Genomic DNA, 24,446 nt, shown 5'->3' on the forward strand with positions numbered 1-24,446 from the left:
CTTCCGCTTGTACGTCCTTTGCCCGATCCGTTTCCACGGAGGAGAACCCAAGTGAACGTCAAGTCCCGCCTGCGTATCGGTGCCGGTGTCGGTGCGGTCGCCCTGGGCCTCGGTGCCCTGGCCGCCCCCGCCTACGCGGACCCCAGCCCGGCCACCGACTACCGCCAGCTCGCCGGTGTCGGTTCCGACACGACCCAGGACGTCATGAACGCCCTCGGCGACACGATCACGAACTCCAGCGGCAAGGTCATCGCTTCCTGGAACGCCACCGCCACCAGCACCAACCCGATCAAGACCAAGGCGACCGGCTGTCAGATCGCCCGCCCCGACGGCTCGGGCGCCGGCATCACGGCCCTCAACACCGCCGTGGACGGCTCCACCGGCTGTGTGGACTTCGCCCGTTCCTCGCGCGGCCCGAACAACACCACCACCACGGACCTGACCTTCATCCCGTACGCGAAGGACGCGGTGTCCTGGGTCAAGCAGGACGGCAGCACGCTGCCCGACAACCTGACGACCGCCCAGCTCAAGGCGATCTACGAGTGCACCCTGACCTCGCTCAACGGGATCACGCTCACCCCGATCCTGCCGCAGTCGGCCTCGGGCACCCGCGCCTTCTTCCTCAACTCCATCGGGGTGACGACCCCCGGCTCCTGCGTCACGTCGAACTCCACGATCCAGGAGAACGACGGCTCGGCGATCGACAGCCCCGGCGACATCTTCCCGTACTCGGTGGCCCAGTACACCGCCCAGGAGAGCTTCGTCGTGGACGACCGCCGCGGCGACGCCGTACTCGGCTCCGTGAACGGGGTGGGCGCCCGCAACGACGACCTGACGCTGAACCTGAGCTTCCCCTACCTGCGGAACGTCTACAACGTCGTCCCGACCGCCAAGCTGTCGGACTCCCTGATCGCCGCCACCTTCGTGGGCACCGGCTCGGCGGTGTGCCAGAACACCTCCGTGATCACCACCTACGGCTTCGGCGCCCTCGCCGGCGACTGCGGCAGCACGACCCTCAAGGGCGAGAGCTGATCACCGTCCAGTAGCCGCGCACCGGCCGGGCACCCACGTGGTGCCCGGCCCTGTCGGCGTATTCATCCACGACCCGAACCCCGTGGGGGGACCACCACATGACTCACCGTCTCGCACAACTCAGATCACCGGTAGCGCTGTTGACCTGCTGCGCGCTGCTGTTCGCCGCGCTGGCCGGGGTGCTCGCCTTCTCGGGTCGGGCCAGCGCCGCCACCGATCTCGGCAAGCTCACGGTCGCCCCGGCATCGGGGAACATCGCCGACATCCCCATGACCACGTCCGTCACCACGAGCTCCGGCTGCAACGCGACCACCGCGCAGACCGTCGTGCTCCGGCTGGTGAACCCGACGACCCCGACCTCGTCCCTGCCGCTCGCCCAGTCGTCGACGAAGACCGGTGTCGGCGCGGACCCGTTCACCGTGGCCCTCCAGGCGACGGCGGCCAAGCCGAGCCTGCAGTCGGTGCTGACCTCGTCCGGGGTCTCCGCACCCTACGACGGCACGTACACGGTGATCCTGACCTGCGGCACCAGCGCCACCGCCGACCGCTTCCTCGCCAAGATCCGGGTCACGGGCACCACCTGGGCCCTGCTCGAACAGCAGGCGACGACCCTCGCCGTGAGCGCGGCCTCCGGAGTCTCCGTGGGCGCCGACCTCAAGCTCACCGCCACGGTGACGCCCGCCTCGGCGGCCGGTTCGGTCGAGTTCAAGAACGGCGACACCTCGCTCGGCACCGCACAGGTCACGAACGGCACGGCCGAACTCACCGTCAAGGCACCCGCGATCGGCGGCCCCCTGCCGTTCACCGCCGTGTTCACCCCCACCGACGCCGACGCCTACTCCGGCGCCGAGGCCACCGGCAGCGCGGACATCGGCTACGTCGTCTCCGCCAAGGACGCCGACGGCAACGCCCTCGCCGCCGATCCCACGCTGTACATCGGCCAGAAGACCAAGGTCACCGTCAAGGGCTTCACCCCGGCGGCCACCGTGCACGTGAGCCTCGCCAACTCCACCGCGACCTACGCCGACCTGACCGCGAACGCCGACGGGGCCGTCGCCGACTACGCGTTCACCGTGCCGGACCAGCTGCCCAACGGCGACCACACCCTTCAGTTCTCCGAGAAGACGGGCATCTACGCGTCCCTGCCGTTCGTCAGCACCGACGCGACCCCCTCCGGCAGTCCCACCCCCACCGAGGACCCCGACCTCACCGTGACCGACGCGGACGGCAAGACCCTCGGCACCGACCCCGCCCTCATCCCCGGCCAGAAGGTGACGATCACCGCCCGCGGCTACACCGCGAGCGCCGCGGTCAAGGTCACCCTCGCCGACAGCGACGCGGCCTTCGCGGACGCCAAGGCCAACTCCGCCGGGACCGTGGACAGTTACGCGTTCACCGTGCCGAGCGGCATCGCGGACGGCGACCACACGCTGACCCTCGCCGAGGACAAGGCCGACGGGCACAGCGTCTCCTTCGCGTTCACGACCGGCACCGACTCCAGCGGATCCCCCTCGCCCAGCCCCTCCGACACGGACTCCGGTGCCACGCCCACCGACGGTTCCACCACCGGCGGTTCGGACACGGGCGGTACTACCGGCGGCGACAACGGCACCGGCACGGGCACCGGCTCCATGGCGGCCACCGGTACCCAGATCGGCGCGATCGGCCTGGCCTCCCTCGCGTTCCTGGCCGCCGGTTCGGCGCTCGTCCTCCACATGCGCCGCAAGGGTCTGCTGACCTTCGGCGGCGACGACACCCCGCAGCACCGCTGACCGGCCGGACGGCTCCGGGGGCGCACGCCGACGCGCCCCCGGACCCGCCCGACCGCCGCACGAGACACGCCGTGCACAGCGGCGTCGCACGAAGGAAACCGTCCCGCTTCGAGGAGCGCACCCCGTGACCACGCTCGCCCCGCCGCCGGCCGACGCGTCGGCGCCGACCGACGGCCCGCCACCGCCCCCGCCGACCACGAAGCCGCGGCAGGAGACCCCGCGGCCCCCCGCCCGCCCCGGGCTCGCGCTCGCCGGGGCGGCCCTGTGCGTCCTGGCCGCCGTGCTCCTCGGCTTCGCCGCGAACCTCACGGTCGTCGGCCACCTCCAGCACGCCCGCGACCAGCGGACCGCCTACGACGAACTCCGCAAGGAACTCGCCCTCGGCACCGCCCCCGTGGGCCAACGCGACTACGAGGGAAGGATGTTGAAGCCGGGCGCGCCTGTCGCGCTCCTGCGCATCCCCGTCCTCGGCATCAAGGAGGTCGTCGCCGAGGGCACCACCTCCGAGGTGCTGATGTCGGGGCCGGGCCACCGCCGGGACACCCCGCTGCCCGGCCAGGCCGGCACCTCGGTGATCATGGGCCGCCAGTGGGGCTACGGCAGTCCCTTCCTCGACCTGCACAACCTGCCCGTCGGCGCCCGCGTCGAACTGACCACAGGCCAGACCAAGGCCGTCTACAAGGTCACCGGCATCCGCCGCGCGGGCGACCCGCTGCCCGCCCCCATCGGCCAGGGCAAGGGCCGGCTCACCCTGATCACCGCCACCGGAGGCCCGTACACCCCGAGCGGTGTGCTGCGCGTGGACGCCGAGCTGATCACGCCCGTGCAGGCCAACCCGCCGCGCGAGCTGCGCCCCGGCTGGATCGCGGCCTCCGAGGAGGCGCTGGGCGGCGACGACGGCGCCTGGCTCCGCGTCTTCCTGTGGTCCCAGGGCCTGTTGCTCGCCTCACTGCTCGCGGTGGTCGCCCACCGCGTCTGGGGCCGCTGGCAGACCTGGATCTGCGCCGGCCCCCTGCTGCTCGCCCTGGGCCTCGCCGACTCCGGGGCCATCGTGTCCCTGCTGCCGAACCTGCTCTGAACCACCCGACCCCGTACGGGAGTTGACCTCACCACCATGTCCACCGACCTCACCGGGAACGCCCCCTCGGACGCGCACCCCGACCTCACCGACACCCTCCTCCAGCCGCCGCTCACCGGCACCGGACAGGGTCCCGCGAGCCTGCGCGCCGACTCCGTCTCCGCCTGGTTCGCCGACCACAAGGTCCTCGACCGGGTCTCGCTCACCATGCCCGCCCGCGAGGTCACCGCGCTCATCGGCCCCTCCGGCTGCGGCAAGTCGACCTTCCTGCGCATCCTCAACCGCATGCACGAACTGATCGGCTCCGCCTCACTGGCCGGCCGCGTCCTCCTCGACGACGAGGACATCTACGACCGGGGCCGCCGCATCACCCACGCCCGCCGCCAGATCGGCATGGTCTTCCAGAAGCCGAACCCCTTCCCCGCCATGTCGATCTACGACAACGTCCTCGCCGGCCTCAAGCTCAACGCCATCCGGGCGAGCCGCGACGGCAAGGACGACCTGGTCGAGGAGTGCCTGGTCAAGGCGGGCCTGTGGAAGGAGGTCAAGGACCGCCTCCGCCAGCCCGGCGGCGCCCTCTCCGGCGGACAGCAGCAACGCCTGTGCATCGCGCGGTCGTTGGCGGTACGACCCCGGGTCCTGCTGATGGACGAACCCTGCTCGGCGCTCGACCCGACCTCCACCCGGCGGATCGAGGAGACCATCGCAGAACTCAAGTCGGAGGTGACCATCGTCATCGTCACCCACAACATGCAGCAGGCCGCCCGCGTCTCGGACAGCTGCGCCTTCTTCCTCGCCTCGCAGAACACCCCGGGCGTGATCGTCGAGCACGGCGACACCCAGGCGATGTTCAACTCGCCGCAGGACGAACGGACTTCGGACTACGTGAACGGACGGTTCGGATGACGCGGTGGCCGGGCACGGTCGCGGGCGCGGGTGTGTTCGCGGCGGTCCTGCTCCTCGCCGGCTGCGGGTCCGGGGTGCGGGCCACGCACACCGCGGCCGGACCGACGGCCGCGACGACGTCCGCTCCGGCCGTTGCTCCCGCTCCTTCGCCGTCACGGCCGGTCGCAGCCGCCCCGACGGCCTCCCCGGCAGCTCCACCGCGCCGGGCACCGGCATCAGCCCCGGCCCCGGCCCGTCCCTCGCCGGGCGCCTCCGACGGCCGGGTGCCCGGCCCGGACCTGTCCCGGCCGGTGCCCGTCGCCTCTCCCCGCCGCACCCGCTCCGCCGCGCCGGCCACCGACACGGCGACGACCGGCCGCCCCACGTCCACCACGATCCGTATCGGCACCTGGTCCTCGACCGTCGTCCGGGGCGATCAGGCAGAGGTCGACGCCTGCCGCGACGCCGTGCAGTGGACGGGCCCCAATATCGGCACCGAGGACGGCTACGAGCTGCGCACGGTGGTGATCGTCGGCCACGACTACTGCGGCTTCGACCGGTTCGCCACGCTCGGCGTCGGCACCAAGGTCACCATCAGCACCCCGCGCGGCACCTGGAGATACACGGTCTACGCCCACTACGTCACCCCCGGCCGGGGCGTCCCCGCCGCCGGCCTCTACTGGGGTGACCTCACCCTCCAGTCCTGCGTGGGACCGGACACGGGGTTCAGTTACCTGGTGCGTGACTGAACCCCGTGCACGGGTTGTACGCGGACGGCGGCCCGCCGGTGCAAAGGGGGCTGGCGGGCCGCCGTCCCGCGGATGTCCCCAAGGGGGGGTATGGAGCACATCCGAACTGCCGTTCAAGGATGGGTCGAACGCGGCACGAGAGGGCGGCCGGGGAGCATGCGACAGCCCAACTCCCGGTGAATCAGAGCACGTTCACCCGACCGGTCAGATACCGGCCGCCGCCGACAGGTCCCGCTTGATCTCCGCGAGCGTCTCGGCCGCCCGCGCACGGGCCGCCGGAAGACCGGCGTGCGCGGCGACGGGGACCACGACCTCCAGATAGCACTTCAGTTTGGGCTCGGTACCGCTGGGCCGGACGATGACGCGGGCACCGTCGAGCGTGTAGCGCAGCCCGTCGGTGGGCGGCAGCTTCTCCGTACCCTCGGTCAGGTCCTCGGCCTTCGTAACGGACAGGCCTGCGAGGCGAGTTGGCGGCTGCTCGCGCAGCCGCCGCATGGCGTCCGCGATGACGGTCAAGTCCTCGACCCGCACCGACAGCTGATCGGTGGCGTGCAGACCGTGCTCCACGGCGAGATCGTCGAGGAGGTCGAGCAGATCGCGCCCCTCCTGCTTCAGCTCGGACGCCAGCTCGGTGATGAGCAGGGCGGCCGTGATGCCGTCCTTGTCGCGCACACCATCGGGGTCGACGCAGTAGCCGAGGGCTTCCTCATAGCCGTAGCGGAGGCCGTCCACGCGGGCGATCCACTTGAAGCCGGTGAGGGTCTCCTCGTAGGGCAGGCCCGCCTTCTCGGCGATACGGCCGAGGAGGGACGAGGAGACGATCGACTCGGCGAAGGTGCCCCGGGCGCCGCGCCGCACGAGGTGCGCGGCGAGCAGGGAGCCGACCTCGTCGCCGCGCAGCATGCGCCAGTCGCCGTCCGCCTTCACTGCCACGGCGCAGCGGTCGGCGTCGGGGTCGTTGGCGATGATCAGGTCGGGGTCCGTGGCGCGGGCCCGTGCGAAGGCGAGGTCCATCGCGCCGGGCTCCTCCGGGTTGGGGAACGCGACGGTCGGGAAGTCCGGGTCGGGCTCGGCCTGTTCGGCGACGAGCACGGGCTCGGGGAAGCCGGCGCGGGCGAACGCGGCCAGCAGCACGTCCTTGCCGACGCCGTGCATCGCCGTGTAGACGGTCCGGGCGGTGCGGGGGGAGCCGGGGGCGAGGACGGCGTCGGTGCGGGCGAGATAGGCGTCGAGGACGCTGTCGTCGAGGGTTTCCCAGCCGGTGTCCGGACGGGCCACGTCGTGCAGGGAGTCGACGGCGTCGATCTCGGCGGCGATCGCCGCGTCGGCCGGGGGCACGATCTGGGAGCCGTCGCCGAGGTAGACCTTGTAGCCGTTGTCCCGGGGCGGATTGTGGCTGGCGGTGACCTCCACGCCGGCGACCGCGCCCAAGTGCCTTATGGCGAAGGCGAGTACGGGGGTGGGGAGCGGGCGGGGCAGTACGGCGGCCCTCAGTCCCGCGCCGACCATCACGGCGGCGGTGTCGCGGGCGAAGTCGGCGGACTTGTGCCGGGCGTCGTAGCCGATGACGACGGTTCCGTCGGTCGCGCCGTTCTTCTTGAGGTACGCGGCGAGACCGGCGGCGGCCCGGATGACGACGGCACGGTTCATCCGCATGGGCCCGGCGCCGAGTTCGCCCCGCAGGCCGGCGGTGCCGAACTGCAGGGTGCCGCGGAAGCGCTCCGCGAGCTCCGTGACGTCCCCGGCGTCGATGAGCCTGCCGAGTTCCTCGCGCGTGTCCGCGTCGGGGTCCTCACCGAGCCAGGTCCTGGCCCGTGCGATGAGTTCGTCGTCGTGCACGTCCGGTCAACCTCTCGTGTGGTGGTACGCCAGCTTCCTGGCGGGCGGTGAACGGGTGGGTCGGGTGGGAAACTTCCGGGGGTTCCAGGGGGCGGGAGCCCCCTGGGGGACGGCGCCTACAACCGCCCGAGCACCTGGGCCAGCAGCGACCCCATCTGCGTAGCGGAGTCCCTGCCCGCCTGGAGAACCTCCTCGTGGTTCAGCGGCTCACCGGTCATCCCCGCGGCAAGGTTCGTCACCAGCGAAATACCCAGCACCTCCGCACCCGCCTCACGCGCCGCGATCGCTTCCAGCACCGTCGACATCCCCACCAGGTCCGCCCCGATCACCCGGGCCATGCGGATCTCGGCCGGAGTCTCGTAGTGCGGCCCGGGGAACTGGGCGTAGACACCCTCCTCCAGCGCCGGGTCGATCTCCTTGCACAGGGCGCGCAGCCGAGGCGAGTACAGATCGGTCAGGTCGACGAAGTTCGCGCCGACGATCGGGGAGGTCGCCGTGAGGTTGATGTGGTCGCTGATCAGCACCGGCTGCCCGGGACGCATGCCCTCGCGGAGCCCCCCGCAGCCGTTGGTCAGTACGACGGTCTTGCAGCCGGCGGCGACGGCGGTACGGACGCCGTGCGCGACGGCGGCGACACCGCGGCCCTCGTAGTAGTGGGTACGGCCGAGGAAGACCAGCGCGCGCTTGTCGCCGATCTTGTACGAGCGGACCCGGCCCCCGTGTCCCTCGACGGCCGGCGGCGGGAAGCCGGGCAGCTCGGTGACGGGGAAGTCGGCCTCGGACACGCCGAGCGCGTCGACGGCCGGTCCCCAGCCGGAGCCCATCACGAGGGCGACGTCGTGGGTCTCGGCGCCCGTCAGTTCGCGCAGGCGCGTGGCGGCGGCGTCAGCGGCGGCGTGGGGGTCGCCCTGGATGTCGTCCGGAAGAAGAGATGCGTTCACGCGGATGAGCGTAGCTGGTCTGGGCCTACGCGCGTAGATGACAGAGCTCACGGGATGGCGATCGTTGTCTTGTCGTTTCCAACGAGAGCGGTGACGGGCGTTATGTGTGGGAAGCGCTCAGCGCCGCCGTGAGAAATCCTCAGCAGGGCCGCTTCGCCGCCGTGGGGAATCCTCAGCAGGGCCGCTTCCGCAGCTCCATCACGTAGTCGTGCGGCGCGCCCGCGGACTCGGCGGCGTCGGCGAGTTCACCGAGATACCGCGCCGAGGGCAGCCCGCCCTCGTAGCCATTCAGCACATACACCCAGGCGGGTTCCTCACCCTCCAGGGTGTGCACCCGGACCCGCATGCGCCGGTAGACGTCGAGGCCGACGCCCTCCCAGCGGTCCATGGACTCCTCGTCGGGCGGCGCGATCTCGTACAGCGCGACGAACACCTGGGAGCGCGGCGCCTCCACGATCGTCGCGAGCGCGCCCTCCCAGCCCATGTGCTCACCGCCGAAGGTCAGCCGCCATCCGTTCAGCCAGCCCGTGGCGCGCAACGGCGAGTGCGGGGCGCGGCGGGTCATCAGCCGCGCGTCGAGATTGCCGGCGTACGCGGCGTAGAGCGACATGGTTCGAGAGTACGGCAGCGGACCCGCCTGTCACTCCCGTAACGGGGGCACCCGCAGTCGCCTCCCGCCGCCCCGGGCGGAAGCACCTTGAAGCGTGCGGGACAATGGGGTACGTGACTCGGATCGTGATCATCGGTGGCGGACCCGGCGGCTATGAAGCGGCGCTGGTGGCAGCGCAGCTCGGCGCGGAGGTGACCGTCGTCGACTGCGACGGTCTGGGCGGGGCGTCGGTGCTGACCGACTGCGTGCCGTCGAAGACCCTTATCGCCACGGCCGAGGTGATGACCACCTTCGACTCGTCGTACGAGGAACTCGGCATCATCGTCGCCGATGACACTCCACCCCTGGAGCAGGCCGCCAGGGTCGTAGGGGTCGACCTCGGCAAGGTCAACCGGCGTGTGAAGCGTCTCGCGCTCGCCCAGTCGCACGACATCACCGCGTCCGTGACCCGGGCCGGCGCCCGTGTCATGCGCGGCCGGGGGCGGCTCGACGGCATGCAGGCGATCGACGGTTCCCGCAAGGTGATCGTGAAGGCGGCCGACGGCACCGAGGAGACCCTCGTCGCCGACGCCGTCCTCATCGCGACCGGCGGTCACCCCCGCGAGCTGGACGACGCCCGCCCCGACGGCGAGCGCATCCTGAACTGGACCCAGGTCTACGACCTCACCGAACTCCCCGACGAGCTGATCGTGGTCGGCTCCGGTGTCACCGGTGCCGAGTTCGCCGGTGCCTACCAGGCCCTCGGCTCCAAGGTCACCCTCGTCTCCTCCCGCGACCGCGTCCTGCCCGGCGAGGACCCGGACGCCGCCGCCGTCCTGGAGGACGTCTTCCGGCGCCGCGGCATGAACGTCATGGCCCGCTCCCGCGCCCAGTCCGCCAAGCGCGTCGGCGACAAGGTCGAGGTCGTCCTCGCCGACGGCCGCGTCATCACCGGCTCGCACTGCCTCATGGCCGTCGGCGCCATCCCGAACTCCGAGGGCATGGGCCTGGAGGAGGCGGGCGTCAAGCTGCACGACTCGGGCCACATCTGGACCGACAAGGTGTCCCGGACGACGGCTCCCGGCGTGTACGCGGCCGGTGACGTCACCGGCGTCTTCGCGCTCGCCTCGGTGGCCGCGATGCAGGGCCGTATCGCCATGTACCACTTCCTCGGCGACGCGGTGGCCCCGCTGAACCTGAAGACGGTGTCGTCGAACGTCTTCACCGACCCGGAGATCGCCACGGTCGGCTACAGCCAGGCCGACGTCGACGGCGGCAAGATCGACGCCCGCGTCGTCAAGCTCCCCCTCCTGCGCAACCCGCGCGCGAAGATGCAGGGCATCCGGGACGGCTTCGTCAAGATCTTCTGCCGTCCGGGCACCGGGATCATCGTCGGCGGTGTGGTCGTCGCGCCCCGCGCCTCGGAACTGATCCACCCCATCTCGATCGCCGTCGACAACAATCTGACGGTCGAACAGATCGCGAACGCCTTCACCGTGTACCCGTCCCTTTCGGGCTCGATCGCCGAGGTGGCCCGGCAGCTGCACACACGGAAGGCGACGGGCGAAGCCTGAGGCCGTACCGACTCCCCGCTGGTCACGGGGAGTTGCCGCCCATTCGTACGGCATAGGCGCAGGGACTACCCCCTATACCACTTCTCGCCCTCCTGTGCGAACAACTTCTGCTATTCACCGCAAACAGCTGAAAGCAGACGGTCGTTGGGGTTACTGTCAGTTTCGTGTTCGCTGCAGAACGTCGCCAATTGATCCTCGAAATGGTGCGAGCGAATGGGGCCGTATCGCTCCGTGAGCTCGCCCGCGTCGTCCAGACCTCCGAAGTGACCGTACGGCGGGACGTGCGCGCACTGGAGGCAGAAGGACTCCTCGACCGCCGGCACGGCGGTGCGGTATTGCCGGGCGGGTTCACGCGGGAGTCCGGCTTTCCGCAGAAATCGCATCTCGCGACCGCCGAGAAGACGGCCATCGCCGATCTCGCCGCCAGCTTCGTCGAAGAGGGCGAGGCCATCGTGGTGGGGGCGGGTACCACCACCCAGGAGCTGGCCCGCCGGCTCGCAAGGGTGCCCGGACTGACCGTCGTCACCAACTCCCTGCTGGTGGCCCAGGCGTTGGCCCATGCCAACCGCGTGGAGGTCGTGATGACCGGCGGCACCCTGCGCGGCTCCAACTACGCGCTGGTGGGCAGCGGGGCCGAGCAGTCCCTCCAGGGTCTGCGCGTCTCCCGGGCCTTCCTCTCCGGAAGCGGGCTCACCGCCGAGCGCGGCCTGTCCACGTCCAACATGCTCTCGGCCTCCGTCGACCGGGCCCTCGTCCAGGCCGCCGCCGAGGTCGTCGTCCTCGCCGACCACACCAAGCTCGGCGCGGACACCATGTTCCAGACCGTGCCGACGGACGTGATCACCCGCCTCGTCACCGACGAGCCCCCGGGCCACGACGACCGCGCCGCCACGGAGTTGCAGGCGCTGGCCGATCAGGGGGTGCAGATCGCCGTGGCCGGCGGTTCCGGAAGCCAGGGGGGTGAACAGACCCCGACGCGGGACCAACGCCGCCGGGACGTACCCCTTCCGGCTCCGCGACGGGGTCAAGTACCGGGCCCGGGTTTGAGGGCGGCGGGTGTGCTGGGCGGGGAGTCTCCTGAGCGGGAGCGTGCGGCGAGGGTGGCGGATTTGCGCAGGCGTTGAGCGGTGCGGATTTCGGCTGCGGCGCCGTCGTGGCTGGTCGCGCAGTTCCCCGCGCCCCTAAAAGCCGGACCAGCGCAGGCGCTTTTAAGGGGCGCGGGGCTGTGTCGATATGCGGCTCCGCCGCGTGGGCGCGACCAGCCACGACGGCGCAGCAGACGAAGTACTACGGCTTCAACCCCCGCAACGTCAACGTCAGCAACCTGTCAGCCAGTTCAGGATCCCCGGGATTGCCCTCAGCCGCGAGAGCGATCGCATGGGTCAACTGAAGCAGGTCGCCGATCTCCACATCACCCCGCACGTCACCGGCTTCCTGCGCCCGGAACAGCAACGCACCCCCCGCTTCCCGGATGGGACCACTGCACCGGGCCAGCGCCGACGTCTCGTCCTGGCCCGCCGCCATCAACGCCCGAGCCAGCCCCCGGTACTCACTCGCGTGCGCCACCATCTCCCGCAACCAGCTCACCAGCGCCGCACACGGCTGCGCCGAGTCCCGCAACTCCCGTGAGCGCGCGAGGAGTTCACCCACCGCGTCCTCGAAGACCGCGCTCATCAGGGACTGCCGGTTCGGGAAGTGGCGATACAGCGTGCCGATACCGACGCCCGCGCGCCGGGCCACGTCCTCCAGGGACGCGTCCGTGCCGTGCGCGGCGAAGGCCACGCGGGCCTCGGCCAGCAGCCGCTCGTAGTTGCGGCGGGCGTCGGCACGCAGGCCCGCCGGCGGCTTGGCTGCGCTGGCCATGGGTCCCACCTGCCCTCCTCGGCTCGTTTCCGTCAGCATGCCAGGCGTTGATGACAGAAGTGCCCGGCGGAGACAGGCTGTTCCTGTCCGCCGGGCACCTCGCGACGTGCGGTGGGGTCAGTCCTTGATCTCGCAGATCGCGGCGCCGGACGTGATGGACGCGCCGACTTCCGCGCCGAGGCCCTTGATCGTGCCGGACTTGTGGGCGTTCAGCGGCTGTTCCATCTTCATCGCTTCGAGGACGACGATGAGGTCGCCCTCCTTGACCTCCTGGCCCTCCTCGACCGCGACCTTGACGATCGTGCCCTGCATGGGCGAGGCGAGGGTGTCGCCGGAGGCGACCGGCCCGGACTTCTTGGCCGCCCGGCGCTTCGGCTTGGCCCCGGCGGCGAGACCGGTGCGGGCCAGCGACATGCCGAGCGAGACCGGGAGGGAGACCTCCAGGCGCTTGCCGCCGACCTCGACGACGATCGTCTCGCGGTCGGTGTCCTCGTCCGCCTCGGCGTCCGTGGGAGCCGCGAAGGGCTTGATCTCGTTGACGAACTCGGTCTCGATCCAACGCGTGTGGACCGTGAACGGGTCTGCGGAGCCGGTGAGTTCGGGGGCGAACGCCGGGTCCGTGACGACCGCGCGGTGGAACGGGATCGCGGTGGCCATGCCCTCGACCTGGAACTCCTCCAGCGCCCGCGCCGCACGCTGGAGCGCCTGCTCGCGGGTCGCGCCGGTGACGATCAGCTTGGCCAGCAGCGAGTCCCACGCCGGGCCGATGACCGAGCCGGACTCGACACCGGCGTCCAGACGGACACCCGGGCCCGACGGCGGGGCGAACGTGGTGACGGTGCCGGGCGCGGGCAGGAAGCCGCGGCCCGGGTCCTCGCCGTTGATGCGGAACTCGAAGGAGTGGCCGCGCAGTTCGGGGTCGCCGTAGCCGAGTTCCTCGCCGTCGGCGATGCGGAACATCTCGCGGACGAGGTCGATGCCGGCGACCTCCTCGGTGACCGGGTGCTCCACCTGGAGACGGGTGTTGACCTCCAGGAAGGAGATCGTGCCGTCCTGGCCGACGAGGAACTCGACGGTCCCGGCGCCGACATAGCCGGCCTCCTTGAGGATCGCCTTGGACGACGCGTACAGCTCGGCGACCTGGGCGTCGGAGAGGAACGGCGCGGGTGCCTCCTCGACGAGCTTCTGGTGGCGGCGCTGGAGGGAGCAGTCACGCGTCGACACGACGACCACGTTGCCGTGGGAGTCGGCCAGGCACTGGGTCTCCACGTGCCGGGGCTTGTCCAGGTAGCGCTCGACGAAGCACTCGCCGCGACCGAAGGCGGCGACGGCCTCGCGGACCGCGGAGTCGTACAGCTCGGGAACCTCTTCGAGCGTGCGGGCCACCTTCAGACCGCGACCGCCGCCACCGAAGGCGGCCTTGATCGCGATGGGCAGCCCGTGCTGCTCGGCGAACGCGACGACCTCGTCCGAGCCCGACACCGGGTCCGGGGTGCCGGCCACCAGCGGGGCACCGGCGCGCTGGGCGATGTGCCGGGCGGCGACCTTGTCACCGAGGTCCCGGATCGCCTGCGGCGGCGGACCGATCCAGATCAGGTCCGCATCCAACACCGCCTGGGCGAACTCGGCGTTCTCGGACAGGAATCCGTAGCCGGGGTGGATGGCGTCGGCACCGGACTCGCGCGCCGCGTTGAGGACCTTGGTGATGTCCAGATAACTGCTCGCCGGTGTGTCACCGCCCAGGGCGAACGCCTCATCCGCGGCGCGGACATGCAGAGCGTCCCGGTCCGGGTCGGCGTATACGGCCACGCTCGCGATCCCGGCGTCCCGGCAGGCCCGGGCTACGCGGACAGCGATTTCGCCACGATTGGCGATGAGCACCTTGCGCACGATTGAGGCTCCCTCCTTGAAACAAGCCGAGTTTAGGGACTGCCGACACGACGCATCGACCCGTCCCCAGTGGTGAGCTTGCCCACACGGAGCGTGATGCGAGGCCCGCTCGACCCGCGAAATCCCTTGTCGCACCTCGGTACGCAGGACTCCTCCGTAAAACCCTAGCCCTCCTGTGTGGTCAAGGTCTCTGTGAGAGCGTGCCGCGCGCCACGCCGTTTCTTTGTGGAGTCCCTACGAATGGCCCAATGATTCTTTGCCCCCATCACAACCCTTGTCCCGCGGTTTACCCGTTAGTAGCGTTCGGGATGTCTCGAACGTACGTGGGGTAACGGCGGAAGTGGGTGGGGGCCGGTGGTCCGCAGGCCGGTGGCATGGATCTTGGCGATCGTCCTCTTCGTGGAGGCACTCGGCGTGGCGGCGCTGAACTGGTTCCTGGGGATCGTCGTCGACCGCCAGGACATGTCCCTGGCGGGCCTCGACCCGGACGCGATGTCCGTGTCCTCGAAGGCCGGCGGAGTCGTCTTCGGCCTCTACTTCGCGCTGTGCGGCCTGGTCGCCCTGCTCGTCGCCCTGCGCGACCGGGCCCCGGCCGGCTTCGGCCGCATCCTGCTGATCAGCGTGGCCGTCGTGCACGCGCTGCTGGGCGCGTTCGCGTGGGGCCTGGTGGGCCCGGGAGCCTTCGTGTTCATGGTGGTGGTCCTCGGCCTCGTCGTCCTGCTCCTGATGACCTACGACCGCCAGGAGGGCCCCTCGGACGCGGCTCCGGCGGACAGCGGCCCGAAGGAGCCCGAGGGCGGTGAGGGTGGCGACGGCGGCAAGGGCCCGGCCCCGATCATCCCGCCGGCGGCTCCCAGCCCCTCCTGATCAGCTCTCCCGGGGCGTCCACAACTCCGTGATGCCGACGCCCAGTTCGGCCAGCAGGCGCCGAACGAGCGGCAGGCTGATGCCGATCACGTTGCCGTGGTCGCCGTCGATGCCCTCGATGAACGGCGCCGAACGGCCGTCGAGCGTGAACGCCCCGGCGACGTAAAGGGGTTCGCCCGAGGCGACGTACGCGGCGATCTCGGCGTCGGTCGGCTCGCCGAAGCGGACCACGGTGGACGCGGTCGCCGAGACGTACCGGCCGCTCGTCGTGTCGTAGACGCAGTGGCCGGTCTGGAGCGTGCCCGCCCGGCCGCGCATCGACTTCCAGCGGGCGGTGGCCTCCTCGGCGTCGGCGGGCTTGCCGAGGGCCTCGCCGTCCAGGTCGAGCACCGAGTCGCAGCCGATCACCAGCGCGCCCCTGACCTCCGGCTTCGCGGCCACGACGGAGGCCTTCGCCTCGGCGAGGGCGAGCGCGAGATCGGCCGGGGTGGGGGCGCGGACGGCGTCCTCGTCCACCCCGCTCACGATCACCTCGGGGTCGAGTCCGGCCTGGCGCAGCAGGCCCAGCCGGGCGGGGGACTGGGAGGCGAGCACGAGTCGGCGGCGCGGCTGATCTGTCATGCGCCCAGGGTATCGGCGCGGCCTCGGCGGCTCACGTCAGCCCGAGCACGATCATCGCCACGACCATCGCGAGTGCCATGAGAATCCCGAGCCGCCGCAACATGACCTGCATCTCCCGCAGTTCCTCGGGAGGTTCGTTGTCGGGGTCGGACCACAGCATGCTTCCGAGCTTGCGGTGTTCTGGGCGGGGGCGCCTGAGTACGCGTACTCAACTCTTCCAAAAGGGTCTGGGGTTCCGTTAACCTAATGGGATCGAGGTTCCTTTTGGAAGGTGTGCCATGTTCACCACTGCCTGGACCGCTTCACCCCAGCTCCCCAGCGAGGGCTTCACCCCGAACTGGTCCCGCGAGGGCTTCTGGCGCCAGTCCGTGCGGCAGTTCGTGCGGCTGACGGCGGGCGGGGAGAGGATGCGGGTGCGGTTCTCGAACGCGTACGGGACCTCGCCGGTGCGGATCGCGGCCGGGGCCGTGGCTCGCGAAGACGCCCTCGCCCGGCTGACCTTCGGGGGTGCGGCGGAGGGGGAGATACCGGCGCGGGGGGAGTTGGTGAGCGACGGGGTCCCACTCGCCGTAGCGGCCGGGGAGTCGGTGGTGGTCACCCTGTACTTCGACGCGGCGACCGGGCCGGCGACCTTCCACGCGCAGGCGTTCGCGACCAGTTACCGGGGTGCGGGGTGTCTGCTGGAAGGGGAAGGGTTCACGGAGTCCAGTGAGTCCTGGTACTTCCTGTCCGCCGTGGAGACCGACTCCGGGCGTACGGACGGGATCGCGCTCTTCGGCGACTCCATCACCGACGGGTTCGGGTCCACGCCGGGGGCCGATCGACGGTGGTCGGACGCGTTGGCCGAGCGGACGGGGCGGCCGGTGCTGAACGCGGGGATCGGGGGGAATCTGCTGCTCAACGACTCCGCGTGGTACGGGGAGAGGGGCGTGCGCAGGCTTCGGCGGGATGTGCTGGGGCTGGCCGGGGTGGACACGGTCGTCGTGTTGCTGGGGCTGAACGACATCGGGTTCAGTGAGACGGACGCGCAGCCTACGTACAAGCCGGCGCCGGTGGTTTCCGCGGGTGAAGTCATCGCCGGGTACCGGGAGTTGATACGGCAGGCTCGTGGACTCACCGTGATCGGGGGGACCTTGCTGCCGTTCGGGGGGTCGGATCACTGGGGGGAGCGGGCGGCGAAGGTAAGCCATGAGGTCAACGAGTGGGTGCGGTGTTCTGGGGAGTTCGACGGGGTCGTAGATCTGAATCGGGTGATGGCCGATCCGGGGGATTCGGATCGGCTGCACCCGGCGTATGACTTCGGGGATCAGCTGCACCCCAATGACGAGGGGTACGAGGTGATGGCCGAGGCTGTGTCGCGTTGTTTGTAGCTGCGGGTCCGTGGGGGCTGGGCGCGCCCACGCGGCGGAGCCGCAAATTGGTACAGCCCCACGCCCCTGAGCAGCTCTCCCTAGCCGGGCCAGTAAGTGCGGGTCCATGCAGTGGGCCCTGGGTGGGGCAGCCGGGCGGAAGCAATACGTGACGGGTCGGACCACGCGTCCCGTTGTCTCGGTGCGCCGGGCGGTGTTGCTGCCGCCGCCGCGGCGCGGGCCCTGACCACCGCCAGGGTGGCGGCCAGCTCCTCGGGGGTGGGGTTGCCCCTGACTACCTTGATGTTCATGGCGGCTCCCGTGGGCTAGAGGGGGATGTTGCCGTGCTTCTTCGGGGGCAGGGACTCGCGCTTGGTGCGGAGTTGGCGCAGGCCCCGGACTACGTGGCGGCGGGTGTCGGAGGGGAGGACCACCGCGTCGATGTAGCCGCGCTCGGCCGCGATGTAGGGGTTGAGGAGGGCGTCCTCGTACTCCTGGATCAGGCGGGCCCGGGTCGCGTCGAGGTCGCCGGCGGCCTCCGCCTCGGCGATGGTGCGGCGGTGCAGGATGTTGACCGCGCCCTGGGCGCCCATGACGGCGATCTGGGCGGTCGGCCAGGCGAGGTTGAGGTCGGCGCCGAGGTGCTTGGAGCCCATGACGTCGTAGGCGCCGCCGAAGGCCTTGCGGGTGATCACCGTGATCAGGGGGACTGTTGCCTCCGCGTACGCGTAGATCAGCTTCGCGCCCCTGCGGATGATGCCCGTGTGCTCCTGGTCGACGCCCGGGAGGAAGCCGGGGACGTCCACGAAGGTGATGACCGGGACGTTGAACGCGTCGCAGGTGCGGACGAAGCGGGCCGCCTTCTCGGACGCGTCGATGTCGAGGCAACCCGCGAACTGCATGGGCTGGTTGGCGACGATGCCTACCGGGCGGCCCTCGACCCGGCCGAAACCGGTGAGGATGTTCGGCGCGAAGAGTGGTTGGGTCTCGAAGAACTCCGCGTCGTCCAGGATGTGTTCGATCACCGTGTGCATGTCGTACGGCTGGTTCGCGCTGTCCGGGACCAGGGTGTCCAGCTCGCGGTCCTCGTCCGTGACGGTGAGGTCCGCCTCCTCGGGGAACGCCGGGGGCTCGGACAGGTTGTTGGAGGGCAGGTACGACAGCAGCTGCTTGACGTACTCGATCGCGTCCTTCTCGTCGCCCGCCATGTGGTGGGCCACGCCCGACACCGAGTTGTGGGTGCGCGCGCCGCCCAGTTCCTCGAAGCCGACGTCCTCGCCGGTGACCGTCTTGATGACGTCAGGGCCGGTGATGAACATGTGCGAGGTCTGGTCGACCATCACCGTGAAGTCGGTGATCGCGGGGGAGTACACCGCGCCGCCCGCACACGGGCCGACGACCAGGCTGATCTGCGGGATCACACCGCTCGCGTGCGTGTTGCGGCGGAAGATCTCGCCGTACGCGCCCAGCGAGGCCACGCCCTCCTGGATGCGGGCGCCGCCGGAGTCGTTGATGCCGATGACCGGACAGCCGGTCTTCAGCGCGAAGTCCATCACCTTGACGATCTTCTGGCCGTAGACCTCGCCCAGGGCGCCGCCGAAGACCGTGAAGTCCTGGGAGAAGACGGCGATCGGGCGGCCGTCGACCGTGCCGTAGCCGGAGACGACTCCGTCGCCGTAGGGGCGGTTCTTCTCCAGGCCGAAGTCCGTGGACCGGTGCCGGGTCAGCTCGTCGAACTCGACGAAGGACCCCTCGTCGAGGAGCAGGTCGATCCGCTCACGGGCCGTCAACTTGCCCTTGGCGTGCTGCTTTTCGACCGCACGTGCCGAGCCGGCGTGCGTCGCCTCCTGGATGCGGCGCTGAAGATCCGCGATCTTCCCGGCGGTCGTGTGAATGTCGATCTCTTGAGGCGCTTCCGGCTCGGACATCGGGATTGCGGCTCCCTGCCTGCTCAAAAGGGGGACGGGTTACTCATCCGTAGAGTAGTGGCGGGCCTACCGATCGGCAGTGCGGCGTACAACACACCTTGAGTGGCTTGCACGACACACACCTAGGGTGGCTTGCATGACGCCGCGAGATGCATCAGACGCGAACAGCAGCCGGTGGTCCGATCTGGAACGGCCTCCCCTCAACCCCGACGCGTTGCGCCGCGGACTCGTGCGGGAGGGCGGGCTGTGGACCGGTGTGGAGGTCGTGCAGCGGACCGGTTCCACCAACTCCGACCTCGTCGCCCTGGCCGCCGTCGGCAAGGCCGCCGAGGGTGCCGTGCTCGTCGCCGAGGAGCAGACCTCCGGGCGCGGGCGCCTCGACCGGCAGTGGACGGCGCCGGCCCGCTCGGGACTTTTCTTCTCCGTGCTGCTGGAGCCGGCCGACGTCCCCGTGGCCCGCTGGGGCTGGCTTCCGCTGCTCACCGGGGTCGCCGTCGCGACGGGCCTGTCCCGCTCGGCCGGCGTCGACACGGCACTCAAGTGGCCCAACGACCTCCTGGTGACTGTCGGTGGCGAGGAACGCAAGGCCGGCGGCATCCTCGCCGAGCGCGCCGGGGACGACGCCGTGATCATCGGTGTCGGCATCAACGTCACCCTCCGCGACGACGAGCTGCCCGTGCCCCAGGCGGGCTCCCTGGCCCTGGCCGGGGCGGTCACCACCGACCGCGACCCGCTGCTGCGGGCCGTACTGCGGTCCCTGGAGCAGTGGTACGACAAGTGGCGCACGGCGGGCGGGGACCCGGTGGCGAGCGGCCTCCAGGAGACCTACGCGGCCGGCTGCGCCACGCTCGGCCGGGTCGTACGGGCCGAACTGCCCGGGGACCGGTCGGTCACCGGGGAGGCCGTCGCGATCGACGGGGACGGGCGACTCGTGCTCGCCACGGAGGACGGTGTGCAGGAGCCCGTGGGGGCGGGAGACATCGTCCACCTGCGCCCCGCGTGACCCCGACCGCCCTTGCGGCCACGATGTCCGTGTGACTCACGGAGTGAGCTGGCCCACACCTGCCGTAGCATTGGGCCCGGTCGATACCTGACCGTGGCAGATCGGAAGGGCAGCAGGCGTGACCGTCGACGACACGGGCTCCGGCGCGGACGCGGACGGCCGGGTGGCTCCCGATGCCGCAGATACCGGCGAAGACCCCCTCGCGCTGCGCCTCGAAGGGCTCATTCTGGGCGCCGAGCGCCGCTACACCCCGTTTCAGGCGGCCCGCACCGCCGGCGTCTCCATGGAGCTGGCCACGCGCTTCTGGCGGGCCATGGGCTTCGCCGACGTGGGCCAGGCCAAGGCGTTCACCGAGGCGGACGTCCTCGCGCTGCGGCGCCTGGCCGGTCTCGTCGAGGCGGGGCTGCTGAGCGAGGCGATGGCGGTGCAGGTGGCCCGCTCCACCGGGCAGACCACCGCCCGGCTGGCCGGCTGGCAGATGGACTCGTTCCTGGAGGGCCTCACCGAGCCTCCGGAACCGGGCATGTCCCGCACCGAGGTGACGTACCCGATCATCGAGCTGCTGCTCCCCGAACTGGAGGAGTTCCTCGTCTACGTCTGGCGGCGCCAGCTCGCCGCCTCGGCCGGCCGGGTCGTCCAGGCCGGCGACGACGAGGAGATGGTCGACCGGCGCCTCGCCGTCGGCTTCGCCGACCTCGTCGGTTTCACCCGCCTCACCCGCCGCATGGAGGAGGAGGAACTCGGCGAACTCGTCGAGGCCTTCGAGACCACCGCCGCCGACCTGGTCGCCGCGCGCGGCGGCCGGCTCATCAAGACCCTGGGCGACGAGGTCCTCTTCTCCGCCGACGACGCCGGAGTCGCCGCCGAGATCGCCCTGCTCCTGATCGAGACCATGGCCAACGACGAGACCATGCCCGAACTCCGCGTCGGCATGGCCTTCGGCACGGTCACGACCCGCATGGGCGACGTCTTCGGCACCACCGTCAACCTCGCCTCCCGCCTCACCTCGATAGCTCCCCGCGACGCCGTCCTCGTCGACAGCGCCTTCGCCGAGGAACTCATCCGCAGCGGCGAGGCCCCCGCCTCCGAGGCGGAGGCCGCCGAAGCCGCGGCCACCGCCGAGAAGGAGGGCGAGGAACCCCCCACGTACCGCTTCGCCCTCCAGCCGATGTGGCAGCGGCCGGTGCGGGGGCTGGGCGTGGTGGAGCCTTGGCTGCTGACGGGCCGGGGCGGTTCGACACCGGCCTCCTGAACGGGAGCGCGCGGGCCAGGGTGATGAGGGCGGCGGACTCGCGCAGGCGTCAAGCGCCCTGAAGGGGCGCGGGGAACTGCGCGACCAGCCACGACGGCGCCGCAGCACACGTACCCTGTCCCGCCCGGCTGTTCGTGCCCCCTCAGCGGCCCCCCACGCACAGCCCGATGATCGGCACGCACAGACCCGGTCGACTCGGAGCCGGGGCAGGGGAGTTGGCGGTGCGGCTCGGTGTGGGCGCAGGTGTGGGCGTGGCCGCGGGAGCCGGTGCGGACGTGGGCGTCTGTGTCTGTGTCGGTGTCGAGCGTGCGGCCGGTGCCTGGGGGTGTGGCGTGTCCGGTGCCGTCGTCGTCTCGGGGATGGTCGTCGGGGTCGTGGCCCCGGGTGCCTGCGCTGCCGTCGCGTACGGAGTCGGTACGACGCCGGAGGCCGTGGTCGGAGTCGGGGTCGCGCCGCCCATCACCGAGGTCGCGGAGGGGATCGGGAACGCCGTCGGGTCGGCGCTGATCGTGGCGGCGGCGTTGGCCGGGCGGTCGGAGGCCTCGCCGGTGCCGGTGCCGGTGCCGGTGTCCGGGCGGGGGTCCGCCTCCGCCGTGCCCACGCCGCCGACTCCCGACTCGGGCGTCAGCCGTACGAGGCTCAGCACACCCGCGGCCACGGCGAGCCCGCCGAACGCGAGCAGGACCTTGCGGGGGCGGGGACGGCGGTGCCGGCCGCGGGGAGCCCTGGGGCGGAGCGGCGCCATGTCCACGTCCACGTCCACATCCACGTTCGTGTCCACGTCCGTGGTCTCTTCCGCCCGCTCCATCGTCGTGGTGGTCATGACGATCCCTCCCCGATGCACTGTCGCCCCCTGTGCCGTGGCGGACGCACGTTATGCGCTTCTACGGGCGGTGCGGCGGGAGTTGGGCGGGATGTCACCCGAACGGGGAAGGCCCGTGCGATGATCGGGGCGAGTTCTGTTAACCCACGTTAACCAGGAGGGTGTCATGAGCGAGGAGCTGTCCGAGACGCGGTTCGGGGAGTTCGTGCTGGTGCGTCGGCACGGGCAGGTCGCGGAACTCGTCCTGGACCGGCCCAAGGCCATGAACGCCGTCTCCACCGCGATGGCCGGGTCCATCGCCGCGGCCTGTACGGCGCTGGCGGCCGACCGGGACGTCCGCGTGACCGTGGTGACCTCGTCGCACGAGCGGGCGTTCTGCGTCGGGGCGGATCTGAAGGAACGCAACTCGTTGAGTGACGCGGAGCTCGTACGGCAGCGGCCGGTCGCGCGTGGGGCCTACACCGGCGTCCTGGAACTCCCCATGCCGGCGATCGCCGCCGTACACGGCTTCGCGCTGGGCGGCGGCTTCGAACTGGCCCTGTCCTGCGACCTGATCGTGGCGGACCGTACGGCCGTGGTCGGCTTGCCGGAAGTGTCGGTGGGCGTGATTCCGGGGGGCGGCGGTACGCAGTTGCTGCCCCGTCGGGTGGGCGCGGCCCGGGCGGCCGAACTGATCTTCACCGCACGGCGGTTGGAGGCGGAAGAGGCGGCGGGGCTGGGCCTGGTGGACGTCCTGGTCGAGGCCGGCCGGGACCGCGAGGAGGCCCTGGCCCTGGGCTCGCGCATCGCCGCGAACTCGCCCGTCGGGCTGCGCGCGGCCAAGCGGGCGCTGCGGCTGGGGCACGGGCTGGATCTGCGTACCGGGCTCGAAGTCGAGGACGCGGCGTGGCGGGCGGTGGCGTTCTCGGGGGACCGGGCGGAGGGCGTGGCGGCGTTCAACGAGAAGCGGAAGCCCGAGTGGCCCGGCGAGTAAGTGCTGGGTGCTGGGTGCTGGCTGCGAGGTGCTACGTGGTGAGTGGTCTGTTTGTTGGCGTTCATGCGCTCATGACACCTGTTCGCCGCATCAATGTACCTCTATGTCCTAAATCTCCCTAGCCTGGAGTGATGGGTGAGGACAGGCGGCTGGCGGCCGTGGTGGAGCTGGCGCAGGGGATGGCGGCGGCGCACACCCCGCGCGAGTCCTGGCGGGCGGCGGCGGTGGGCGCGTGCCGGGCGCTGGACGGGAGTTTCGCCGCGCTGTCGGTGTGGGAGCGGGACCTGGGGCGGCTGCGGGTCCTGGTGAACGTGGGGGAGCGGGCCGCGGGCGAGGAGGAGTTCCCGGACGGCGAGACCTATCCCGTGCACCAGTTCCCCGAGATCACCGAGTTCCTGCACGAGCGGTGGGCCGGCGGCGGCGAGCCCAACGCCTGGGTCGAGACCGCCGAGGGCCCGGCCGCGGGCAGTCCCGGCTACTGCCACCAGCGCGTGGCGGCGCTACGGCGTCGTAGGCGCGGATGCTGTGTGGTCGCCCCGATCGTGCTGCACGGGCGGGCGTGGGGTGAGCTGTATGTGGCGCGGCCGGTCGGGGCGGACGTGTTCGACCGGGGGGACGCCGATTTCGCGACCGTGCTGGCCTCCGTCGTCGCGGCCGGGATCGCGCAGACCGAGCGGCTGGAGGAGGCGCGGCGGCTGGCCTTCACGGACGCGCTCACCGGGCTCGCCAACCGGCGGGCCGTGGATGTACGGCTCGACGAGGCGGTCGAGCGGCATCGGCGCGACGGGGTCGTCGTCAGCCTTGTCGTCTGTGACCTCAACGGGCTCAAGCGCGTCAACGACACCCGGGGGCATGCGGTCGGGGACCGGCTTCTTGAGCGGTTCGGGTCGGTGCTGTCGCTGTGCGGGGCGATGCTGCCGGGTGCGCTCGCCGCGCGGCTCGGCGGGGACGAGTTCTGTCTGCTCGCGGTCGGGCCGCCTGCTGATGAGGTGGTCGACGCTGCGGGTGAACTGTGCCGCCGTGCCGCCGAGTTGGAGCTGGGGGAAGGGGTCGCCTGTGGTGTTGCGTCTACTGAGGATCCGATCGGGGTGGTGCGGTCCGGCCGTCGGTTGTTCCGGCTTGCGGACGCTGCCCAGTATCGGGCGAAGGCGCTGCGTGCGGACCTGCCGGTGGTTGCCGGGCGCGACGGTCCGGACGATCCGGTGGTGCGGCTTGCCGACTCTCCTACGCCGGAGATGCCTGCCGAGCGGCGGCGGTTCCGGGGGCGGCGGGCGTGATGGGTGGGGGTGCGTGGTGGGCCGCCGGGCCTTCGTTGTGGGTCGGTGCCGCGTCGGGGGGTATCCGTCCTCGGAACGGCGCGGAATCGGTCCCTCAAGAATGTGGCGGTGTTGACGCGCCAACCGCTGCGGGCGGACACC

Annotated in this window: 23 protein-coding genes; 13 read left to right on the forward strand and 10 right to left on the reverse strand. The window is 71.2% G+C overall.

Features of this window, described 5'->3' with window-relative positions; genetic code table 11:
* Positions 1-51 precede the first annotated feature (51 nt).
* The 5 genes from ACIQBL_RS02505 to ACIQBL_RS02525 all read left to right on the forward strand — a co-directional run bounded on the left by ACIQBL_RS02505 (position 52) and on the right by ACIQBL_RS02525 (position 5,516).
* The gene (locus ACIQBL_RS02505) at positions 52-1,032 is read left to right on the forward strand and encodes a hypothetical protein (protein ID WP_401935862.1); all 981 of its coding nucleotides are present in this window, start codon (positions 52-54) and stop codon (positions 1,030-1,032) included.
* Positions 1,033-1,130: 98 nt separating this feature from the next.
* On the forward strand, positions 1,131-2,804 hold the full coding sequence (locus ACIQBL_RS02510) for a hypothetical protein (protein ID WP_401935864.1): 1,674 nt from the start codon (positions 1,131-1,133) through the stop codon (positions 2,802-2,804).
* Positions 2,805-2,928: 124 nt separating this feature from the next.
* A complete protein-coding gene (locus ACIQBL_RS02515) occupies positions 2,929-3,882 on the forward strand; it encodes a sortase (protein WP_401935865.1) in 954 nt (317 codons plus the stop codon).
* A gap of 36 nt (positions 3,883-3,918) precedes the next feature.
* The gene (locus ACIQBL_RS02520; RefSeq protein ID WP_401935867.1) at positions 3,919-4,788 is read left to right on the forward strand and encodes a phosphate ABC transporter ATP-binding protein; all 870 of its coding nucleotides are present in this window, start codon (positions 3,919-3,921) and stop codon (positions 4,786-4,788) included.
* A complete protein-coding gene (locus ACIQBL_RS02525) occupies positions 4,785-5,516 on the forward strand; it encodes a hypothetical protein (RefSeq protein ID WP_401935868.1) in 732 nt (243 codons plus the stop codon). Before ACIQBL_RS02520 ends, ACIQBL_RS02525 begins: the two co-directional genes overlap by 4 nt.
* 204 nt (positions 5,517-5,720) lie before the next feature.
* Here the strand turns inward: ACIQBL_RS02525 and ACIQBL_RS02530 are convergent, their stop codons facing one another.
* The 3 genes from ACIQBL_RS02530 to ACIQBL_RS02540 all read right to left on the reverse strand — a co-directional run bounded on the left by ACIQBL_RS02530 (position 5,721) and on the right by ACIQBL_RS02540 (position 8,906).
* Positions 5,721-7,355 carry a phospho-sugar mutase gene (locus ACIQBL_RS02530; RefSeq protein WP_401935870.1) on the reverse strand — a complete coding sequence of 545 codons (1,635 nt, stop codon included), beginning with the start codon at positions 7,353-7,355 and terminating at the stop codon, positions 5,721-5,723.
* A gap of 116 nt (positions 7,356-7,471) precedes the next feature.
* Positions 7,472-8,296: a purine-nucleoside phosphorylase gene (locus ACIQBL_RS02535; protein WP_401935872.1), complete on the reverse strand. Its 825-nt coding sequence runs from the start codon at positions 8,294-8,296 to the stop codon at positions 7,472-7,474.
* 172 nt (positions 8,297-8,468) lie between these two features.
* Positions 8,469-8,906, reverse strand: coding sequence for a gamma-glutamylcyclotransferase (locus ACIQBL_RS02540; protein WP_363100254.1), 438 nt, complete (start codon positions 8,904-8,906; stop codon positions 8,469-8,471).
* A gap of 104 nt (positions 8,907-9,010) precedes the next feature.
* Between ACIQBL_RS02540 and ACIQBL_RS02545 the strand changes: the two genes are divergently transcribed.
* The gene (locus ACIQBL_RS02545; RefSeq protein ID WP_401935874.1) at positions 9,011-10,459 is read left to right on the forward strand and encodes an NAD(P)H-quinone dehydrogenase; all 1,449 of its coding nucleotides are present in this window, start codon (positions 9,011-9,013) and stop codon (positions 10,457-10,459) included.
* Between the two features lie 164 nt (positions 10,460-10,623).
* Positions 10,624-11,583 (forward strand): DeoR/GlpR family DNA-binding transcription regulator, encoded by a 960-nt coding sequence (locus ACIQBL_RS02550; RefSeq protein WP_401935876.1) that lies wholly within the window; start codon positions 10,624-10,626, stop codon positions 11,581-11,583.
* Positions 11,584-11,746: 163 nt separating this feature from the next.
* Here ACIQBL_RS02550 and ACIQBL_RS02555 read toward each other — a convergent pair whose 3' ends face one another.
* Positions 11,747-12,322: a TetR/AcrR family transcriptional regulator gene (locus ACIQBL_RS02555; protein WP_401935877.1), complete on the reverse strand. Its 576-nt coding sequence runs from the start codon at positions 12,320-12,322 to the stop codon at positions 11,747-11,749.
* A gap of 117 nt (positions 12,323-12,439) precedes the next feature.
* Positions 12,440-14,212, reverse strand: a complete 1,773-nt coding sequence (locus ACIQBL_RS02560) for an acetyl/propionyl/methylcrotonyl-CoA carboxylase subunit alpha (RefSeq protein WP_401935879.1) — start codon at positions 14,210-14,212, stop codon at positions 12,440-12,442.
* Positions 14,213-14,581: 369 nt separating this feature from the next.
* On the opposite strand from ACIQBL_RS02560, the gene ACIQBL_RS02565 reads away from it, so the two are divergent.
* Positions 14,582-15,079, forward strand: a complete 498-nt coding sequence (locus ACIQBL_RS02565; protein ID WP_401935881.1) for a hypothetical protein — start codon at positions 14,582-14,584, stop codon at positions 15,077-15,079.
* Here ACIQBL_RS02565 and ACIQBL_RS02570 read toward each other — a convergent pair whose 3' ends face one another.
* Positions 15,080-15,700, reverse strand: coding sequence for a Maf family protein (locus ACIQBL_RS02570; protein ID WP_401935882.1), 621 nt, complete (start codon positions 15,698-15,700; stop codon positions 15,080-15,082). It lies immediately after the preceding gene.
* A gap of 31 nt (positions 15,701-15,731) precedes the next feature.
* Positions 15,732-15,860: a morphogenic membrane protein MmpB gene (mmpB, locus tag ACIQBL_RS02575; protein ID WP_401935884.1), complete on the reverse strand. Its 129-nt coding sequence runs from the start codon at positions 15,858-15,860 to the stop codon at positions 15,732-15,734.
* A gap of 118 nt (positions 15,861-15,978) precedes the next feature.
* Here mmpB and ACIQBL_RS02580 point away from each other — a divergent pair, with 118 nt between their 5' ends.
* Positions 15,979-17,070, forward strand: coding sequence for an SGNH/GDSL hydrolase family protein (locus tag ACIQBL_RS02580; RefSeq protein WP_401935886.1), 1,092 nt, complete (start codon positions 15,979-15,981; stop codon positions 17,068-17,070).
* 80 nt (positions 17,071-17,150) lie between these two features.
* Here the strand turns inward: ACIQBL_RS02580 and ACIQBL_RS02585 are convergent, their stop codons facing one another.
* Both ACIQBL_RS02585 and ACIQBL_RS02590 read right to left on the reverse strand, forming a co-directional pair.
* Positions 17,151-17,360 carry an acyl-CoA carboxylase subunit epsilon gene (locus tag ACIQBL_RS02585; protein WP_401935887.1) on the reverse strand — a complete coding sequence of 70 codons (210 nt, stop codon included), beginning with the start codon at positions 17,358-17,360 and terminating at the stop codon, positions 17,151-17,153.
* 15 nt (positions 17,361-17,375) lie between these two features.
* Complete coding sequence (locus ACIQBL_RS02590) at positions 17,376-18,977, reverse strand: acyl-CoA carboxylase subunit beta (protein WP_401935889.1); 1,602 nt, start codon at positions 18,975-18,977, stop codon at positions 17,376-17,378.
* Between the two features lie 136 nt (positions 18,978-19,113).
* Here ACIQBL_RS02590 and ACIQBL_RS02595 point away from each other — a divergent pair, with 136 nt between their 5' ends.
* Positions 19,114-19,980 carry a biotin--[acetyl-CoA-carboxylase] ligase gene (locus tag ACIQBL_RS02595; RefSeq protein WP_401935890.1) on the forward strand — a complete coding sequence of 289 codons (867 nt, stop codon included), beginning with the start codon at positions 19,114-19,116 and terminating at the stop codon, positions 19,978-19,980.
* Between the two features lie 118 nt (positions 19,981-20,098).
* Entirely contained in the window at positions 20,099-21,232 is a 1,134-nt protein-coding gene (locus tag ACIQBL_RS02600; RefSeq protein WP_401935891.1) for an adenylate/guanylate cyclase domain-containing protein, read from the forward strand.
* Positions 21,233-21,374: 142 nt separating this feature from the next.
* Here the strand turns inward: ACIQBL_RS02600 and ACIQBL_RS02605 are convergent, their stop codons facing one another.
* Entirely contained in the window at positions 21,375-22,055 is a 681-nt protein-coding gene (locus ACIQBL_RS02605; RefSeq protein ID WP_401935893.1) for a hypothetical protein, read from the reverse strand.
* 166 nt (positions 22,056-22,221) lie between these two features.
* Between ACIQBL_RS02605 and ACIQBL_RS02610 the strand changes: the two genes are divergently transcribed.
* Entirely contained in the window at positions 22,222-23,028 is an 807-nt protein-coding gene (locus ACIQBL_RS02610) for an enoyl-CoA hydratase/isomerase family protein (protein ID WP_401935895.1), read from the forward strand.
* Positions 23,029-23,159: 131 nt separating this feature from the next.
* Positions 23,160-24,305, forward strand: a complete 1,146-nt coding sequence (locus ACIQBL_RS02615) for a diguanylate cyclase domain-containing protein (RefSeq protein ID WP_401935896.1) — start codon at positions 23,160-23,162, stop codon at positions 24,303-24,305.
* Positions 24,306-24,446: the final 141 nt, after the last annotated feature.

The sequence above is a fragment of the Streptomyces sp. NPDC088350 genome, from assembly GCF_044753545.1.
In the GTDB taxonomy this organism is placed as follows: Bacteria; Actinomycetota; Actinomycetes; order Streptomycetales; family Streptomycetaceae; genus Streptomyces.